The sequence below is a fragment of the Saccharothrix longispora genome (assembly GCF_031455225.1).
Taxonomy (GTDB): Bacteria; Actinomycetota; Actinomycetes; order Mycobacteriales; family Pseudonocardiaceae; genus Actinosynnema; species Actinosynnema longispora.
In genome coordinates, this window is record NZ_JAVDSG010000001.1 from 1224904 (window position 1) to 1242221 (window position 17318).

Sequence of the window (17318 nt, forward strand, 5' to 3'; positions counted from 1 at the left end):
GCCCGCGTGGGTACGACCGTATCCGCGGATGTACGGTCGTACACCCGATCGAGGGGGTGATCGCGAAATCCGGTACCGGCCGCAAAAACCGGGACGGCGGCGGGGCGTGGCCCGGCGGGGTCACCCGGGGCGGACGGGGGCGGTGACGCGTTCGACGGCCGCGGCCGCGGTGGCGGCGTCGTGCGGCTCGGTGTCCAGGGCGCGGTGGAGCGTCAGGCCTTCGATCAGGGCGTCGAGCAGGCGCGCGGTCAGCGGGTCGAAGTGGCGCTCCAGCGCGCGGCGGCTGGCCGCCATCCAGGCGTTGGTGATGTCGCGGCACGCCGGGTCGCGCGCGGCCAGCGTGTACAGCTCGTGCGTGAGGACCAGGTCGCGGTGGCCGTTGAGGGTGTCGAGGGTGATGATCTCCACCACGGCGCGCTCGGCGGCCGCGAAGTCCGCGGCCGCCGCCATCCGCTGCTCGAACCGCTCGGTCACCCCCGCCGCGAACCGCCCGAACGCCTCGCGCAGCAGTTCCTGCATCCCGCCGAAGTGGTAGGTCATCGACCCCAGCGGCACGCCGGCCGCCGCGGCGATCGTCCGGTGGGACGCGCCGGCCACCCCGACCTCGGCGATCACGTCGAGGCAGGCGTCGATGATCCGGTCCCGGCGCCCCGGGTCCGGCCGCCGGGGCCGGGCGCGCTTCTCCGCCGCCGGAAGGTCGCTCGTCACGCGTACGACCGTACCACTCTTGTGTACGTTCGTACGCATGAGCGGGATGGCCGGTGGACGGGCATCAGCCCTTCAGTGCGGCCCGCACCTTCTCGATGACCGCCGTCTCCACCTCGGCCACCTGGCCGTCGGCCGCGGCGACCTCGTGGCAGATCGCCTCCACGGCGTCGGGGAAGCCGGCGGCGTCGGCGGGCGACTTCGCGGCGAGGACCTCCGCGGACGTCCGGAGGGCCTCCAGGACCCGCTCCTCCAACTGCTCCTCGGGGATTCCCGAGAGGTCGACGCGGGCCGCGTGCAGGACGACGCGCAGGTCGGGGGAGAGCTTCGTCAGGGCGCGGAGCCCGGCGTGCCGCTCCTGGATCACGGGACCGGGGTCGGCGTGCGACACCAGCACCATCACGCCGAACACGGCCGTGCGCAGGGTCCGGCTCTCGGCGTCCGTGTAGTGAATCATGCGGCCAGCTTAAATCGCCCGTGCGCCGCGTCCGCCGAGGCGGGTGCCCGGGGTGGCGGTCCCGGGACCCCGCCGGTCAGACCTGATCGAGGACACCGGCGCCGTGCGGGCCCACGAGGTGGTCGAGCGGCAGGGCCTCGTCGCGGAGCCGCTGGCCCCCTGGTGGGCACGCTGCCCGAGCGGCAGGCGCGGATCGTGACCGCCGCGCCGGACGGGCCGTGCCGCGTCACCGCCGGCGCGCCGCCCGGCGCCGCCACCCCGGCCGCCGGTCGGCGACCGCGACGAACCACACCACCACCGCGGCGGACGGCGGGACGAGCCACGCGCCGGCCGTCGTCACGTCGTCCGGCCGCAGGGGCGCCACCACCCCGAGCCGGTCGAAGACCAGCGGCACCCGGTCGCCGACCACGCCGAGGTGCCTGCCGCGCGCGGACACCTCCGTCGCGCCGCGCCCCCCGTCGCACTCGACCACGTACCACGCCTCGTCGTCGTCCCACGAACCCCGCTCCGCGCGCCGGTCGACGATCGCGCACTCCGCCCGCTCCCCGAACCACGCCGCCCACAGCGGCGGCCCGGTCAGCGCGGACACCGCCAGCAGCCCGAACCCGAGGAAGCAGGCCGCGCCCACCGCGCCGGGGCCCAGCCCGAGCGCGTGGAAGACGAGGGCGAAGCCGACGGCCCCCAGGACGAACGCGGCGGCGCCGACCCACCACCACTCGTCGCTCCCGACGAGGAACCCCCCGACGACCTGGACGGGCACGCACGCCCACGCCAAGCCGAGCAACGCCCGACGTTCCACCCCGACCTCCCCGACGACCGACGTCCTCGGTGGTCGGACGCGTCGGGGGTGACCGGCGTTCCGGTCACCGGCCACCGGGTCCGGTGCGGGGCGCCACGTCGGGGTGCGCCACGTCGGCGTCCGGTCCGAGGCGCGAGCGGCGCCCGCTCACCCGGTCGACCAGCGTCAGCAGCGGCGCGGTCATCGCGGTGGTCACCAGGGCCATGACGACCATCAGCGAGTACAGGTCCTCCTGGAGCAGGCCCAGTTGCAACCCGATGGTGAGGATGACGAGTTCCGTCAGGCCGCGCGTGTTCAACAGCACGGCGAGGGACGCCGCGTCGCGCGGGGGCACCCGGTGCAGGCGCGCCGCGACGTAGGCGCCGCCCCCCCTTGCCGACCACCGCGACCAGCAGCACCAGGGCCAGGTCGAGGAAGCCCGACACGTCGATCGTCGACAGGTCGACCTTGAGCCCGGCCGTCACGAAGTAGACCGGCAGCAGCACCGAGGTGATCGAGCCGACCCGGCGTGCCACGTCGGCGCGCAGCCGGCTGTCGGTGTCCTTGGGGAAGACGAAGCCGAACAGGAACGCGCCGAACGCGAAGTGCAGCCCGAGCCACTCCGTCGCGCCGCCGCTGGCGAGCACGCCGATGGTGATCACCACGAGCCGCCGCGTGTCCGCGCCCGACGTCGCCCGCCGGGTGCCGAGCCTGCGCAGCAGCGGTCGCACCACGAACAGCAGGACGGCCGCGTAGGGGACGGTGAGGAGCAGCCGCCACTCCGAGCCGGTGCCGCCGACGAGCACGACCACGCCCGTCAGGACCGACCACACCACCACGTCGCCGATCGCCGCGATGCCCAGCGAGAGCGCGCCCAGCGGCGTCTTCCGGAGCCCGCGGTCGGTCAGGATGCGCGCCAGCACGGGGAACGCGGTCGCGCCCATGGCCACGCCGAGGAAGAGCACGAAGCCCAGCGGGTGGGTGGTCTCGTGCCGGTCCAGCAGGTGCCACGCCAGCAGCGCGCCCAGCGCGAAGGGCACCAGCGTGGCGCTCAGCGCGACCCCGGTCATGACGCGGCGCCCGGCGGTCAGGAGCGACCGGTCCAGTTCGAGCCCCACCAGGAACATGAACAGCGCGACGCCGACGTTCGCCAGCGGTGACAGCAGCGGCCGCACGTCGGCGGGGATCACCACCGCGGACAGCCCGCCGGCGAACAGCGTCGGTCCGAGCAGGATGCCGGCGAGGATCTCGCCGATCACCGGCGGCTGCCCGAACCGGCGCGCGAGCGCGCCGAACGCGTGGGCGATCAACAGGATCAGTGCCAGGTCGAGGAGCAGCACTGCCACGTGGTCCGTCACGACCGGTCCCCCTCCGTCAGGTCGATCCTCTGCGGACTGCGCGGGGAGCCGGCCTCCGGCCGCTCCCGGTCAGAAGAACACGTCGCCGAACACACCGGGGGCCGCGGCCAGGCAGCAGTACCTGGTGAACCGGCCGACCAGGCCGATCGCCAGGAACAGCTCGACCCGCATCCGGGTGACGCCCGCCAGGAGCACGGTCGCCCCGAACGGGGGCAACCCGACGACCGAGCTGACGCAGAAGATCCCCGCCATCCACCGCGGGCTCTCCCGGGCGCGCTCGGTGGCCGCTTTCAGCCAGGTCGCGACCCGGCCGGGTGCGCGCCCGGGCCGCGGCGCCCGGCGCAGCAGCGGCGGCAACCGCAGCACGCCGAGGGCGGCGTAGTAGTGCACCAGCTTGCCCAGCACCTGGCCGACCGCGATCACCGCGCCCACGGCCGCGAATGGGATGTCCGGCCGCTGCGCGACCAGGCCGATGACGAACAGCTCGATGCTGCCGAACGGCACGACCGCCGTGGCGAACGCCAGCCCGAAGGCGATCCACGGCCACGTCAACACCGCCGTGCCAGTCGCCCGGACGACGATTCGGGAATCCGTAAGACTCCGAACGGCTCAATCCCGACGCCGGGCAATGCACCCGTCTGACCTATCGTTCCGGTATTTGACATGTGCTTTTCTTTCCTCGGTCGTCATTGCAAAAGAATTTTTGCCCGGGAGTCGGAGGTTTTGTCGGGAATAAGCACACCTTGATGAATAGATCTCACGTTCGACCGGTGGCTGGTTCAGCCACTCTGGGGAGGTTGAACATGCAGTTCCTCGGTCTCGGCACCGATGCCGGAATCGTGTACCAAACGATGATCAAGTACCCGCACGTCGGCATCGCGGAGCTGGGGCTCTGGCTGACGTGGTCGGAAGGCAGGTTGACGCGCTCGCTCGACGAGTTGGTGCAGCTCAACCTGATCAAGGCCGATTGGCAGGCCCAGGACCGGGACGAGGCCGTGCTGATCGACCCGGGCGTGGCGCTGCACGGGCTGCTGGAAGCGCAGGAGGCCGTGCTGGCCTACCACCAGCAGGACGTCGCCCGCAGTCGGTCGCTGGTGTCGAGCATGCTCGCCGAGTACGAGCAGGCGCAGGTGGACCAGGGCGAGTTCCCGGACCAGCGCGTGCTGGGCTCGGAAGCGGTGCAGAGCTTCGCCGACAGCCTGGCGGACAACTGCACGTCCGAGATGATGTCGTTCTCGCCGGGCGGCCCGGCGCCGCAACCGCGGGAGGAGGCGGACCGGGCCGAGGACCTCCGGCTGCTGGGGCGCGGCGTGCGCATCCGGCGGCTCTACCTGGAGAGCATCGCCAACGACACCGCCGCGTTCGGCTACGCGCGCTGGCTGGTCGAGCAGGGCGGCGAGGTGCGCACCGTGCCGAGCCTGCCGGTCCGGATGTCGCTCTACGACCGCAAGGTGGCGATCGTCGCCCTCGACCCGCACAACTCCGACGAGGGCATCGTGGTGCTGCGCGGCACCGGTGTGCTCACGGCGCTGTGCGCGTTCTTCGACCACGCCTGGGAACCGGCCACCGACCTCGGCGTGCCGGTCAACCGGGACGTCGACGGCCTGACGGCGCAGGACCACGAGGTCCTGCGCCTGCTGGCCGACGGCCACACCGACGCCGTGGTCGCCCGCAAGCTGGGGGTGTCGGTGCGCACGACGCGACGGGTGATCGCGGACCTGGCCGAGCGCCTGGGGGCGCGCAGCCGGTTCCAGGTCGGCGTCCGCGCGGTCGAGGTCGGCTGGCTGTCCGGCGGGCGCGGCTGAGCGGAGGAGCGCGGCGCCGCTCACAACGACAGGACCTGGCCGAGGTCGGCCCGTTCAGCGGCCTCGGCCACCCGGTGCGCCACGGCGACGTCCAGGATGGCCATCCCGAACGCGTTGCACACCACGACGTCGGTGTCCGCGCCGCGCCCGGGGTGGTCGCCGGACACCACCTCGCCGAGCGTGGCGTCCACCTTGCGGACCGACGCGCTCGGCAGGCCGCCGCCGTCGCCCTCCACGATGCCGGACGGCGGCAGCAGCTCACCCGCCCGGTACATCCGGCCCAGCAGCCGGCGGTTGTCCCCGCTGACCAGGTCCCAGTCGTCGATCACCAGCAGGTCGCAGTGGCGCACGGCGTCGGGCAGCAGGTCGTCCAGCGACACGTTGGACACCAGCGCGCCCGGCGACAGCCACTCGCGGGGGATGTAGCCCTCGGTCACCGTCGTCACCGGCACCACCAGGTCCGAGCCGACGACGCAGTCCCGCGCGGACGCCGCCACCGACACGGTCAGGCGCGGCCGCCGCGCCGACGCCTCCTCGCGGAACCGCTCCGCCCGCGCCGGGTCGATGTCGAACACCTTCACCTCGGCCAACGCGGGCACGGTGTCCGCCAACAGCTCCAGGTGCGTCATCGCCAGCGTGCCGCAGCCGATCAGGCCCATCGTCGAGGCCCCCGGCCTGCCCAGCGACCGCGCGGCCACGGCGGTCACCGCGGCGGTGCGCAGCGCGCTGATGTGCGCCGCCTCCATCAACGCCCGGGGCCGCGCGGTCTCCGGGTCCAGCAGCAGCGTGAAGCCCTGCGAGCGGGGCAGGCCCCGGTCGACGTTGCCGAGGCTGGCGTTGATGGTCTTCAGGCCCACCGCGAAACCGTCGTCGAACTCGACCGCCCCCGGCATCGCCAGGCACCGGTTGGCCGCGCCGCCGGGCGAGCGCCACGGCAGGTAGGCCTCCTCCGGCAGCATCACCCGGCGCTCGGTGTGCAGGCGCAGCGCCTCGGCCACCACCGCGACGGCGTCGACCTCGGACAGCGCGCGCACGACGTCGTCGCGGGTGAGGTAGCGGAACTCGTTCATCGTTGTCGTCACGACGGGTTCTCCAGGGAAGTGGCGGTCGTCGACCGGGTCATCAGCCGACCTTGCAGAGCTGCTCCTGGTCCAGTGCCAGGGCGTGGACGAGTTCGGGCAGCCGGTAGTGGTCCACCGTGCGCGGGTCGGGGCGCAGCAGGTGCGCGGCCACCAGTTCGTCGAGGACGTCGAACGCGTCCACCGCGGACAGCCGGAGCAGCTCGGCGGCGGTGTGGACGTGGAACGTGCCGGGGCCGAGCGCCGACAGCCGCAGCAGGGCGCCGCGCAGGTCGTCCGACAGCGCGGCGAACGACGGCAGCAGCCGCTCCCGCACGTCCAGGTCGCCCACCCGCAGCTCGTCCAGCACGCGCCCCGGGTCGCGCAGCCGGTCGGCCAGCCGCCGGAGCGACCAGTGCGGCCGGGCGGCCAGCCGGGAGCCGCACACGCGGATCGCGATCGGCAGGTGGCCGCACACCTCCGCGATGTCCAGCGCGGTCCGGTGCTCGGCGGTGGTCCGGTCGACCCCGATGATGCGGCCCAGCAACTGCATCGACTCGGCGGGGGAGAACGGGCCGAGCGTGATCCGCGCGGTGCCCTCCAGGGTGGCGAGCAGCGAGCGGCTGGTGATCAGCACCCCGCAGCCCGGCACGGACGGCAGCAGCGGCCGGACCTGGCGCTCGTCGTGGGCGTCGTCGAGGATCAGCAGTGTCCTGGTGCCCGCCAACGTCCGGCGGTACAGGTCCACCTTCGCCGCGGTCGACTCGGGCACCCGGTCGGTCGGCACGCCGAGCCGCGCGAGCAGCCCGTCCAGCACGGTGCCGGCGCTCGGCGGCGACGCGTGCCTGCCGCCGAGGTCCACCAGCAGCTGCCGGTCCGGGAACCGCTTGGCCAGCAACCTGGCCACGCGCTGGGCGAGGGTGGTCTTGCCGACGCCGTTCATGCCGCTGACGACGCACGCGGTGGGCAGCTCGGCCTGCCCGGGCGAACCGCTGAGCACCGCGCACGCCCGCTCGGTCTCGGCGGCCCGGCCGGTGAAGTCGCTGGGCTCCGGCGGCAGCGCCGGGGCGCCCTCCTGCCGCCGGGGCCACAGCGTGACCGTCGTGCGCGGCGTGCGCGGCACGGAGGTGAGGATCGACTGGTGCAGCTCGCGCAGCTCGGTGGACGGGTCCAGGCCCACCAGCTCGGCGAGCGCGGTGCGGAAGTCCTGGTACACGGCCAGCGCGTCGGCGGTGCGACCGCTGCCGTGCAGCGCGGTCATCAGCTGCATGCGCGGCCGTTCCCGCAGCGGCTCCGCGGCGATCAGCGCGGTCAGGTCGGTGATCAGCCGCTGGTGCTCGCCCAGGGCCAGTTCGGCGTCGATGCAGCTCTCCAGCGCGGTGAGCCTGGCCTCCTCCAGGCTGGGCTGCTCCACCGTGGCGAGGTGGTCGGTGACGCCGCCCAGCGCCGGGCCGTTCCACCGCGACAGCGCGTCGCGCAGCAGCCTGCTGGCCTCGGCGTGCCTGCCCTCGGCGAGGGCCGTGCTGCCCTGCGCCGCCAGCGTCTCGAACTCGACCAGGTCGAGCTGGACCCGGTCCTGCGCGAGGAACTCGAAGCGGTACCCGGGCGGCTGGCGGGTGATCCTGGCCTCCGCGCCGAGCAGGCTGCGCAGCCGCGAGGCGTAGGTCTGGATCTGCGCCTGCGTCGTCGACGGCAGGTCCTCGTCCCACAACATCTGCATCAACCTGGCGTCCGACACGACCCGCCCGCGGGCCAGCAGCAGCGACGCCAGGAAGGTGCGCATCTTCGAACCGCGCACTTCGATCTGCGTGTCCCCGACCCACGCCCCCACCAGACCAAGTACCTGGAACCTCATCGACCACCCCTCACACGCTCGCGCGGCGGCGTTGCCCGCGTGCTGTCGCCTCCAGGAAGTCTGTTCAAGGTTTTCAAACATGTCAGCCGTCACGTTTGGCAGGAACATGCCTTGTCAGGATGTGGCCTGCCGATCACCCCGAGTCACCGTCCGAGGGCGTGCGGGCACACCGCCGCCCGGCACCTGTGGGGGTGCCGGGCGGCGGTGTTTCCGCACGTGACCAGGGGGAGGAGGCAGGTCCGTCCGGCACCGGGGACCCGGTGCCGGACGTTCAGCGGCTCTCGCTGAAGTTCTGCTGGTACTGCGGCGTCGGAATGGTCAGCTCCCGGTACCGGTTGGGCAGGTTGGCCCAGTCGAGGAACTCCCGGCGCCGCATGTCGAGCACCAGGTTGATCGTCACCTCGACGTCCAGCCCGGCCTCCTCGGCGATGCGCCGCACGGACCGCGAGCCGTCGACGAGGCCCAGGATCGCCGCCTCGCGCGGGTCGGCCGGCCCCTTGTCGCCGTCGGCCGTGAGGCTGGTCGGCACCATGTCCGCGAAGTTCGGCGCGGTGAACTCGTACTGGCCGATGAACAGCCGGTCGAGCCGGGAGCCGAACAGGCAGTTGAGCGCGTCGCCGGGGGTCTCCACGATCGGCTTCGTGCGCAGGTTGAACGAGGTGTTGAGGATCATCGGCACCCCGGTCAGCTCGTCGAAGCGCTCGATGAGCCTGCGGAACTTGCCGTCCTGCTCGGCCGCCACGGTCTGGATGCGGCACGTCCCGTCGACGTGGGTGATCTCCTCGATGGACTCCCGCTTCTCCGGGAGCACCGGGCACACGAACAGCATGAACGGGCTGTCCTCGACCGGGATCTCGAAGTAGTCCACGGCCCGCTCGGCCAGCACCGAGGCGGCGAACGGCCGGAACGCCTCGCGGAACTTCACCCGCGCGTTGAGCCGGTCCTTCATGCCGGGCAGGCCGGGGTGGCACAGGATCGACCGCGACCCGAGCGCCCGCGGCCCGTACTCGGCGCGGTCCTGGAACCAGCCGATGATCTCGCCGCGCTGGATGGCCTCGGCCGCCGCCTGCACCATGTCGGCCTCGTCGGCGTGGTACACGGGGTCGCACGACCAGGTCTTGCTCGCCTGCTCGATCTGCTCCTTCGCGACCCGGGGCGGGCCGAGGTACACGTCCGTCATCCGCAACGAACGGGGGTCCGCCGGAGCGACCGTGCCGGGCTCGTTGACGATGTTGTAGTAGGCGTAGAGCGCGGCGCCCGCGGCGTTGCCGTCGTCGGTCGCCGCCGGGAACACGGAGATGCCGTCGATGTCCAGCTCGCGCGCCAGCCGGGCGTTGGTGGTGGAGTTGAGGAAGCAACCGCCGGACAGCACGAGGTTGCGGCTGCCGGACATCGCCAGGCTCTTGTTGGTGAGGAAGAGCATGGCGTCCTCGAACTCGGACTGGATCTGGTAGGCCAGGTCCTTGTGGAGCTGGGTCATGGCCTCGCCGCGCTTGCGCGGCAGCAGCTGGGCGCCCGTTTCCGCGTGCTTCGCGAAGCCCAGGTCCACGAGGGACTGCGTCGCGTTGTCGAACCGCATCTCGTCGCCGCTCACGTCGATGAACAGCGGCTCGGCCGACAGGCGCTTGCCGTAGGGCGCGAGGCCCATGGTCTTGCCCGCGTCGTCGTACGCGGTGCCCGACTCGCGGAAGCCGAGGGCCAGCGTGACGACCCGGTACAGCTCGCCCAGGCCGCCGATGTTCTCCGGCAGGAGGACGGCGCCGTTGTGGACGGTCCCGGCGATCCGCGTGCTGGCCCGCGTCATGCGGAACAGCTCCTTGGGGCGGCTGCCGAACGAGAACTCGAACGCGGTCTCCCGCTCGCGGTGGCCCCGGAAGATCGACCCGTAGGTGTCGACCACGACCGCCGCCGCGTCCGGCAGGCCGGACGTGTAGAACGCCGCGCCGGCGTGCGCCAGGTGGTGCGCCGGGTGGGGGAGGGCGAGCCGCTTGCCCGCGGGCGCGAGCACACCGAGGATGTCGAGCAGCCGCTCCTCCTCGTTCTGGTCGCCCGACTCGGTCGACGTCCCGATCCAGTAGTCGACGTCATCGATCGTGAGGCCCTGGCCGCCCAGCACCTCGACCGCCAACCTCGTCATGGCGAGCGTGTACTCGTGCCACGGCACGGTGCCCCGCTTCTGCTGCGTGATGCGCTCCAGCGCGAGAGCCGCCACGATGCGCCCGTCCTCGACCAGGCTCATGCTGCTGTCGTGGCTGAGATTGACACCTACGATCCGCATATCTGACTTCTTCCGACAGTAGGCAGGCGTCTGCCTGACACGGGGTTACCGGACTCCGGTCGTGCGGTGGTGGACGACGGGCGCGGCCCGACCGGTGAACGCGCTCGGTTTCAGCTGGCCTGGGCCTGCATCCGCCGCCGCAGGCTCAGCGGGCGCATGTCGGTCCACACGTCCTCGATCCGCGCCAGGCACTCGTCCTTCGTGCCCTCGGTGCCTTCCGCGTGCCACCCCGCAGGCGGCTCGCGGTCGGCCCACCACACCGAGTACTGCTCCTCATCGTTGAGCACGACCCGCCACCGGCGGTCGTCGGCGAGGTTCTCCGTCACCGAATCCTCCTGCTGGTCCTCTTCGTGGGGCGGGACGAAGAGTGCTCGCCCCGGCCATATCCCGGCTATACGGGACCGGACCACCACCGGGCCGCCGGGTGGTGCGGAGTCGTCGCGCTCCGGTCGACGCGCGGTGCGCGGGGCCGGCGCGGACTGGCCATATAGCGGCCGTATTGCCACGCCCGCGAGGGTTCCCGGTCAGGCGTGCACCGAGCACCCGCCGGAGGGCGCACGCCACCGGACCATGTCGCAGACAGGAGCCTCGATGGCCAGCAAGCCGGACATGTCCGTGGATGCCCGCCGCGCGCAGCTGCTGTGGCGGCGCCTGCACGGCAGCGACGGCGCGTCCGCGCGCATCGGACGAGCGGACCGCTCCCGACCGCTGCCGCTGTCCCACGGGCAGGAGCAGATGTGGTTCCTCCAGCAGCTCAGGCCGGGCAGCTCGGAGTACCTGGTGCCGGTGGCGCTGCGGCTGACCGGCGACCTCGACGCCGACGCCCTCGGCCGCGCCTGGGACCAGGTGGTGGCGCGGCACGAGATCCTGCGCACCCGCTACGAGATGCACGCGGGCGCGCCGGTCCAGGTCGTGGACGCCGCGGTGACCGGCCTGCTGCGCGTGGAGCGGCCGTCCGGGCGGTCGGTCGCGGAGCTGGACGCGCGCACCGAGGACATCGTCGGCCGCGAGGCGCGCACGCCGTTCGACCTGGCGCTGGAGTGGCCCTGCCGTGCCGTGCTGGTCGCGCGGGCGGCCGACGACCACCTGCTGCTGCTCACGCTGCACCACATCGCGTGCGACGCGTGGTCCACGCAGGCGCTGCTCGCCGAACTCGCCGAGGGGTACCGCGCCATCGTGCGGGGCGAGCCCGCCGCGCTGCCCGCGCTGCCGGTGCAGTACGCGGACTTCGCCGCCTGGCAGCGCGCCCGCATGTCCGACGAGGACCGCGGGCGGCAACTGGGCTACTGGACGGACGTGCTGTCCGGCATCGCGCCCGTCGAACTGCCCACCGACCGGCCCCGGCCGTCCGTGCGCGGCTACGCGGGCGCCCAGTACGACCTGCGCGTCGAGGCGGAGCTGGCCGACCGGGTCGTGAAGCTGGCCCGGGGCGAGGGCGCGACCCCGTTCGTCGCGCTGCTCACCGCGTTCCAGGCGGTGCTGGCCCGCTACACCGGCCGGGCGGACGTGCCGGTGGGCACCATCGCCTCCTCCCGCACGCAGCCCGAGCTCCAGCACCTCGTCGGCTACGCGGTCAACACGCTGGTGATCCGCACCCGCTGGTCCGGCGACGTGTCGTTCCGGGCGCTGCTCAACCACGTCCGGGAGATCGTGCTGGACGCCTTCGACCACGACGCCGTGCCGTTCGCGCAGGTGGTGGACGCGGTGGAACCGCAGCGCGACCTGTCGCGGACGCCGCTGTTCCAGGTCGTGCTCACCATGCACGAGTCCGACGGCGCGGGCATCGCGCTGCCCGGCGTGACCGCCGAGCCCTACGCCGGGGACGGCCAGGTCGCCCGGTGCGACCTCGAACTCCAGGCCGCGCTGCTGCCCGACGGCTCGATCACCGCCCGGCTGCTCTACGCCACCGAGCTGTTCGACCACGCCACCGTCGAGCGCATGGCCCGCCACTTCACCACCCTGCTCGAACGGGCCGTCGCCGCGCCCGACGCGCCGCTGTCCGACGTGGACGTGCTGGACGGCGTCGAGCGGGCCGTGCTGACGCTCCCGCCGCGCCCCGGCCTGGGCGGCGCCCACACGCTGGACCGCTTCCACGCCCGCGTCGCCGTGTCCCCCGGGGCCGAGGCGGTCCGCACCGCCGACGGCGTCACCACGTTCGCCGAGCTGGACGCGCGGGCCGACCTCCTCGCCCGCCTGCTGCGGGCGCGCGGGCACGGCCCGGAACGGGTCGCGGGCGTGCTGCTGGACCGCGGCGTCGACCTCGTCGCCTCCTTCCTGGCCACCTGGAAGACCGGCGGCGCCTACCTGCCGATCGGCCCCGAGCTGCCGCCAGAGCGGTGGGCCCACCTGCTCGGCGACGCCGGCGCGGACTGGGTGCTCACCGAGCGCAAGTACGCGGACGACGTGCGCGCCCTCTTCCACGGCGAGGTGCTCGTCGTCGACGAACCGGTGCCGGCGGACCTCCCGCCGCTCGACCCGCCCGTCGACCTCGGCGGCGACGCCCTGGCCTACGTCATCTACACCTCCGGCTCGACCGGGCGCCCCAAGGGCGTCCAGGTCACCCACCGGGGCCTGGCCAACCACCTCGACCAGGTGCTCGCCGAGTACGTCGGGCAGTCCACCGGCGGCGCGCCGCTGTTCTCCACGGTGGCCTCCGACGTGGTGGTCCCGGTGCTCTACGGGCCGCTGCTCGCCGGCCTGCCCGTCCACGTCCTCCCGCAGGACCTCGACCTGTCCGAGCTGGGGCGCACGCTGCGCGACGCCGCGCCGTTCAGCTTCGTCAAGCTCACCCCGGGCCACCTCGACGTGCTGGCGCACCAGCTGTCCGACGACGAGATCGGCGGGCTCGCGGCGACCGTCGTGCCCGGCGGCGACGTGCTCACCGGCCACGTGGCGCGCCGGTGGGAGGAGATGCTCGGCGACGGCCGCGTGGTCAACGAGTACGGCCCCACCGAGATCACCGTCGGCAACTCGACGTGCCCGGTCGCCGAGGCGCTCGACCGCGAGGTCATCCCGCTCGGCAGGCCCATGCCCGGCACCAGCATGTACGTCCTGGACGAGCGGCTGGAGCCGGTGCCGGTCGGCGTCGTGGGCGAGGTGTGCGTCGGCGGCGACGGCGTGGCCCGCGGCTACGTCGGCATGCCCGCGACGACCGCGGAGCGGTTCGTGCCCGACCCGTACGGCCCGCCCGGGTCGCGCCTGTACCGGACCGGCGACCTGGGCAAGGTGCTGCCCGACGGGTCGGTGGACTTCGTCGGCCGCCGCGACGACCAGGTGAAGATCCGCGGCTACCGGGTCGAGCTGGGCGAGGTCGAGGGCGTGCTGGGCACCCACGAGCACATCGCGCAGGCGCGCGTGGTGCTGCGCCGGGACGGCGACCGGGACCCGAGGCTGGCCGCCTACCTGGTCGCCGCGGACGGCGCGCCCGAGGTGGACGCGGAGGAGCTGCGGGACTGGCTGGGGCGGACCCTGCCCGAGTACATGGTCCCGCCTGACCTGGTCTACCTGGACCGGATGCCGCTGACCTCCAACGGCAAGCTCGACGTGGCCGCGCTGCCCGTGCCGGACGCCGGGGCGGAGGTCGGCTACGAGCACCCAAGGACGCCCGAGGAGGAGCGGATGGCCGCGGTGTGGGCCGACGTCCTGGGCGCCGAGCGGGTCGGTGTGCGGGACGGCTTCTTCGACCTCGGCGGCGACTCGATCCGGGCCGTCGCGCTCGTCGGCGCGCTGCGCGAGGCCGGGTTCGACGTCTCGGTGCGCGACATCTTCGCCGAGCGCACGGTGGCCGCGCTGTGCGCGCTGGTCGCCGGGAAGCCGGAGCTGGCCGACGTCGGCGGCGTCGTGCAGCCGTTCGCCCTGATCGGTCTGGAGGACCGCAACCGGCTGCCGGAGGGCGTGGTCGACGCCTACCCGTTGTCGCGCAACCAGATCGGCATGCTGTTCGAGATGATGGCGGACGACCAGAACCGCTACCACAACGTCACCTCGTTCCGCGTGTTCGACGACAAGCCGTTCTCGCTCACCGCGATGACCCGGGCCACCGCGCTGGTCACCGAGCGGCACGAGGCGCTGCGCACCTCGCTGCACCTGACCGGCTACTCGACGCCGATGCAGCTCGTGCACGCCACCGCCAAGATCCCGCTGGCCGTCAGCGACGCCTCCGGCTCGTCGCCGGAGGAGGTGCAGGTGCTGCTGCGCGAGCACTCCGACCGGGAGCGCCGCGAGCTGTTCGACCTGGAGACGCCCGGCCTGCTGCGGTTCTTCATCCATCTGACCGACGACGGCGTCTACTGGCTGTCGTGCACCGAGTGCCACCCCATCCTGGAGGGCTGGGGGCACCACACGCTCATCATGGAGCTGCTCACGTGCTACGAGGCGCTGCGCGACGGTGAGGAGCCGCCGCCGTACGACCCGCCGGCCGTCCGGTTCGCCGACTTCGTCGCCGAGGAGATGGCCGCCATCGCCTCGCGCGAGCACGCCGACTACTGGCGCGGCGTCGTGGCGGACTACGCGCCGGTGGTTCCGCCGCAGGAGTGGGGCGACCCGGACGCCCCGGCGGGGCAGACCCGGCAGGCGCACATCTCCTGGCGCGACCTCGAAGCGGCGCTGCGGGCGCGGGCCAGCGAGGCCGGGGTGTCGATGAAGAGCGTCATGCTGGCCGCGTACGCGAAGGTGCTCTCCCAGTTGACCGACGAACCCGCGTTCCACGCCGGGCTCGTGTGCGACGCGCGCCCCGAGCGCACCGGCGCCGATCGCGTGTACGGCATGTACCTCAACACGGTGCCGTTCGCCGTCGACCGCGGCGCGCGGACGTGGCGCGACCTGCTGATCCAGGTCTTCGAGCGCGAGGTGGAGTTCTGGCCCTACCGGGGCTTCCCGCTGCCCGAGATCAACCGGCTCACCCGGGGCCACGGGCGGCTGGTCACCGTGCTGTTCAACTACCAGGACTTCAACCAGGTCGAGAGCCGGCTGGTCGGCGACCTGGCGGGCGAGGACGACAGCCCGACCGAGTTCCCGCTCAGCATCTCCTCGCGCGCCGGGCACGTGTTCGTCACGGTCGACCCGCGGGTGGTCACCGAGGAGCGGGCGACGGCCGTCGCGCGGATGTTCCGCGCGGTGCTGGAGTCGATCGCCGCCGGCCTGGACGGCGACGCGTCCGCCACCTACCTGCCGCCGGGCGAGCGCGAGCTGCTGCCGGCCCGGGGCCGCACGCCGGCGCCGGGCGCGCACGGGCAGGTGACCAGCGCGATCGAGGCGTTCGAGCGGCAGGCGCGGCTCACCCCGGACGCGACGGCCGTCGAGTGCGGTGACGTCCGGCTGGACTACGCCGAGCTGGACGCCCGCGCCGACCGGCTCGCCGAGCGGCTGCGGTCGGCCGGCGTCGGCCCGGGGCGCGTGGTCGGCGTCGTGGCGCGGCGGGACGAGCACCTGCTGGTGTCGTTGCTGGCCACCTGGAAGGCGGGCGGGGCCTACGTGCCGCTGGGCACCGAGCAGCCCGCCCGGCGGTGGGCGCTCATGCTCGACGACAGCGGCGCGGGCTGGGTGCTCACCGGGCAGGCCGACGTGGACAAGGTCGCCGAGTCGTTCTTCGCGGGCGAGGCGATCGTGGTGGACGCGGCGGTCGACCCGGCCGACCAGCGGACCGCCGCGCGCGAGGCGACGCGACCGGACCCCGCCGAACCCGCCTACCTGGTCTACACGTCGGGGTCGACCGGGCGCCCCAAGGGCGTGTGCGTCACGCACGCCAACCTCGCCAACTACCTGACCTGGGCGGCCCGCGAGTACTCCACCGGCCCCGGCGGCGCGCCGCTGTTCTCCACGCCCGCCTCGGACCTGGTCGTGACGACGCTGTTCACGCCCCTGGTGACCGGGCGGTCCGTGCACGTCGTGCCCGAGGACACCGACCTGTCCCGGCTCGGCGCGCGGCTGCGGGCGGCGGCGCCGTTCGGGTTCGTCAAGCTCACGCCCGGCCACCTGGAGATGCTCGCGCACCAGCTCGACGCGACCACCGCGCGCGGCCTGACCACGACCCTCGTGGTGGGCGGCGAGTCGCTGCCCACCCGCACCGCCGCCCGCTGGGCCGACTGGCTGGGCGACGGCGCGCGGGTGATCAACGAGTACGGCCCCACCGAGATCACGGTGGCCAACTCCACGCAGGTGGCCGACTCCGAGGAGCGCGAGGTCGTGCCGATCGGCGTGCCCATCGACGGCACCGGCATGCACGTGCTGGACGAGGCGTTGCAGCCGGTGCCGATCGGCGTGCCCGGCGAGCTGTGCGTCGGCGGCCTCGGCGTGGCGCGCGGGTACCTCGGCCGACCGGGGCTCACCGCGGAGCGGTTCGTGCCCGACCCGTACGGCCCGCCCGGGTCGCGCCTGTACCGGACCGGGGACATCGCGCGGGTGCTGGCGAACGGCGCGGTGGACCTGCTGGGCCGGCTGGACGGCCAGGTCAAGATCCGCGGCTACCGGGTCGAGCTGGGCGAGGTCGAGGGCGTCCTGGGCGGGCACCCGAGGGTGGCCGAGGCGAGGGTCGTCCAACGGCACACCCGCACCGGCGAACCGCGCCTGGTGGCCTACCTGGTCCCGCTGGACGAGACCGCGGCCCCCGAGCCGGAGTCGCTGTCGCGCTGGCTGGCGGCGACCCTGCCCGACTACATGGTGCCGTCGGCGTTCGTGCCGGTGCAGGCCCTGCCGCTGACCCCGAACGGGAAGCTCGACGTCGCGGCGCTGCCCGAGTGGGACGGCACGGCGTCCACCGCCTCCCACCACGTCGAACCGCGCACGCCGCGGCAGCGCCGGATGGCCGCGGTGTGGGCCGAGGTGCTCGGCGTCGAGCGGGTGGGGCTGGAGGACGGCTTCTTCGACCTCGGCGGCGACTCGATCCTGGCCGTGGTGCTCGTCGCGGCGCTGGCGCGGGAGGGCTTCGAGGTGACGGCGAGGGAGATCTTCCTCGCGCCGACCATCGCGCGGCTGCTGCCCGAGGAGGACGGCGGGGTCGAAACCCGGTGACGGGAGGGGCGGCGAC

The 17318-nt window shown here is 73.5% G+C and carries 12 protein-coding genes; 3 read left to right on the plus strand and 9 right to left on the minus strand.

Going from position 1 to position 17318, the window contains the following annotated elements; genetic code table 11:
* Positions 1 to 120: 120 nt before the first annotated feature.
* Both J2S66_RS05475 and J2S66_RS05480 read right to left on the minus strand, forming a co-directional pair.
* Positions 121 to 708, minus strand: a complete 588-nt coding sequence (locus J2S66_RS05475; RefSeq protein ID WP_310304524.1) for a TetR/AcrR family transcriptional regulator — start codon at positions 706 to 708, stop codon at positions 121 to 123.
* 64 nt (positions 709 to 772) lie between these two features.
* Positions 773 to 1162, minus strand: coding sequence for a hypothetical protein (locus J2S66_RS05480; RefSeq protein ID WP_310304527.1), 390 nt, complete (start codon positions 1160 to 1162; stop codon positions 773 to 775).
* Positions 1163 to 1214: 52 nt separating this feature from the next.
* On the opposite strand from J2S66_RS05480, the gene J2S66_RS05485 reads away from it, so the two are divergent.
* Positions 1215 to 1361, plus strand: coding sequence for a hypothetical protein (locus J2S66_RS05485; RefSeq protein WP_310304530.1), 147 nt, complete (start codon positions 1215 to 1217; stop codon positions 1359 to 1361).
* Positions 1362 to 1388: 27 nt separating this feature from the next.
* Here J2S66_RS05485 and J2S66_RS05490 read toward each other — a convergent pair whose 3' ends face one another.
* The 3 genes from J2S66_RS05490 to J2S66_RS05500 form a co-directional block, all read right to left on the minus strand.
* Positions 1389 to 1751, minus strand: a complete 363-nt coding sequence (locus J2S66_RS05490; RefSeq protein ID WP_310304533.1) for a hypothetical protein — start codon at positions 1749 to 1751, stop codon at positions 1389 to 1391.
* Positions 1739 to 3298, minus strand: a complete 1560-nt coding sequence (locus J2S66_RS37250) for a cation:proton antiporter (protein WP_310304536.1) — start codon at positions 3296 to 3298, stop codon at positions 1739 to 1741. The genes J2S66_RS05490 and J2S66_RS37250 overlap by 13 nt, the downstream gene beginning before the upstream one ends.
* Positions 3299 to 3367: 69 nt before the next feature.
* Complete coding sequence (locus J2S66_RS05500) at positions 3368 to 3853, minus strand: hypothetical protein (protein WP_310304538.1); 486 nt, start codon at positions 3851 to 3853, stop codon at positions 3368 to 3370.
* Between the two features lie 248 nt (positions 3854 to 4101).
* On the opposite strand from J2S66_RS05500, the gene J2S66_RS05505 reads away from it, so the two are divergent.
* Positions 4102 to 5103, plus strand: a complete 1002-nt coding sequence (locus J2S66_RS05505) for a helix-turn-helix transcriptional regulator (RefSeq protein WP_310304541.1) — start codon at positions 4102 to 4104, stop codon at positions 5101 to 5103.
* Between the two features lie 20 nt (positions 5104 to 5123).
* On the opposite strand, the gene J2S66_RS05510 is transcribed toward J2S66_RS05505, so the two are convergent.
* The 4 genes from J2S66_RS05510 to J2S66_RS05525 all read right to left on the minus strand — a co-directional run bounded on the left by J2S66_RS05510 (position 5124) and on the right by J2S66_RS05525 (position 10620).
* Positions 5124 to 6185, minus strand: a complete 1062-nt coding sequence (locus tag J2S66_RS05510) for an ornithine cyclodeaminase family protein (protein WP_310304544.1) — start codon at positions 6183 to 6185, stop codon at positions 5124 to 5126.
* A 40-nt stretch (positions 6186 to 6225) separates the two neighbouring features.
* The gene (locus tag J2S66_RS05515) at positions 6226 to 7944 is read right to left on the minus strand and encodes an AfsR/SARP family transcriptional regulator (protein WP_310304547.1); all 1719 of its coding nucleotides are present in this window, start codon (positions 7942 to 7944) and stop codon (positions 6226 to 6228) included.
* A 343-nt stretch (positions 7945 to 8287) separates the two neighbouring features.
* Complete coding sequence (locus tag J2S66_RS05520) at positions 8288 to 10255, minus strand: carbamoyltransferase C-terminal domain-containing protein (protein WP_310304549.1); 1968 nt, start codon at positions 10253 to 10255, stop codon at positions 8288 to 8290.
* A 149-nt stretch (positions 10256 to 10404) separates the two neighbouring features.
* Positions 10405 to 10620 (minus strand): MbtH family protein, encoded by a 216-nt coding sequence (locus J2S66_RS05525; RefSeq protein ID WP_306746330.1) that lies wholly within the window; start codon positions 10618 to 10620, stop codon positions 10405 to 10407.
* Positions 10621 to 10885: 265 nt separating this feature from the next.
* Here J2S66_RS05525 and J2S66_RS05530 point away from each other — a divergent pair, with 265 nt between their 5' ends.
* Entirely contained in the window at positions 10886 to 17302 is a 6417-nt protein-coding gene (locus J2S66_RS05530; protein ID WP_310304554.1) for a non-ribosomal peptide synthetase, read from the plus strand.
* Positions 17303 to 17318 lie beyond the last annotated feature (16 nt).

Coding starts and splice junctions, on each gene's coding strand:
- J2S66_RS05480 (WP_310304527.1), bottom strand. CDS start 1,162: ATGATTCACTACACGGACGCCGAGAGCCGGACCCTGCGCACGGCCGTG.
- J2S66_RS05505 (WP_310304541.1), top strand. CDS start 4,102: ATGCAGTTCCTCGGTCTCGGCACCGATGCCGGAATCGTGTACCAAACG.
- J2S66_RS05530 (WP_310304554.1), top strand. CDS start 10,886: ATGGCCAGCAAGCCGGACATGTCCGTGGATGCCCGCCGCGCGCAGCTG.
- J2S66_RS05520 (WP_310304549.1), bottom strand. CDS start 10,255: ATGAGCCTGGTCGAGGACGGGCGCATCGTGGCGGCTCTCGCGCTGGAG.
- J2S66_RS05515 (WP_310304547.1), bottom strand. CDS start 7,944: ATGCGCACCTTCCTGGCGTCGCTGCTGCTGGCCCGCGGGCGGGTCGTG.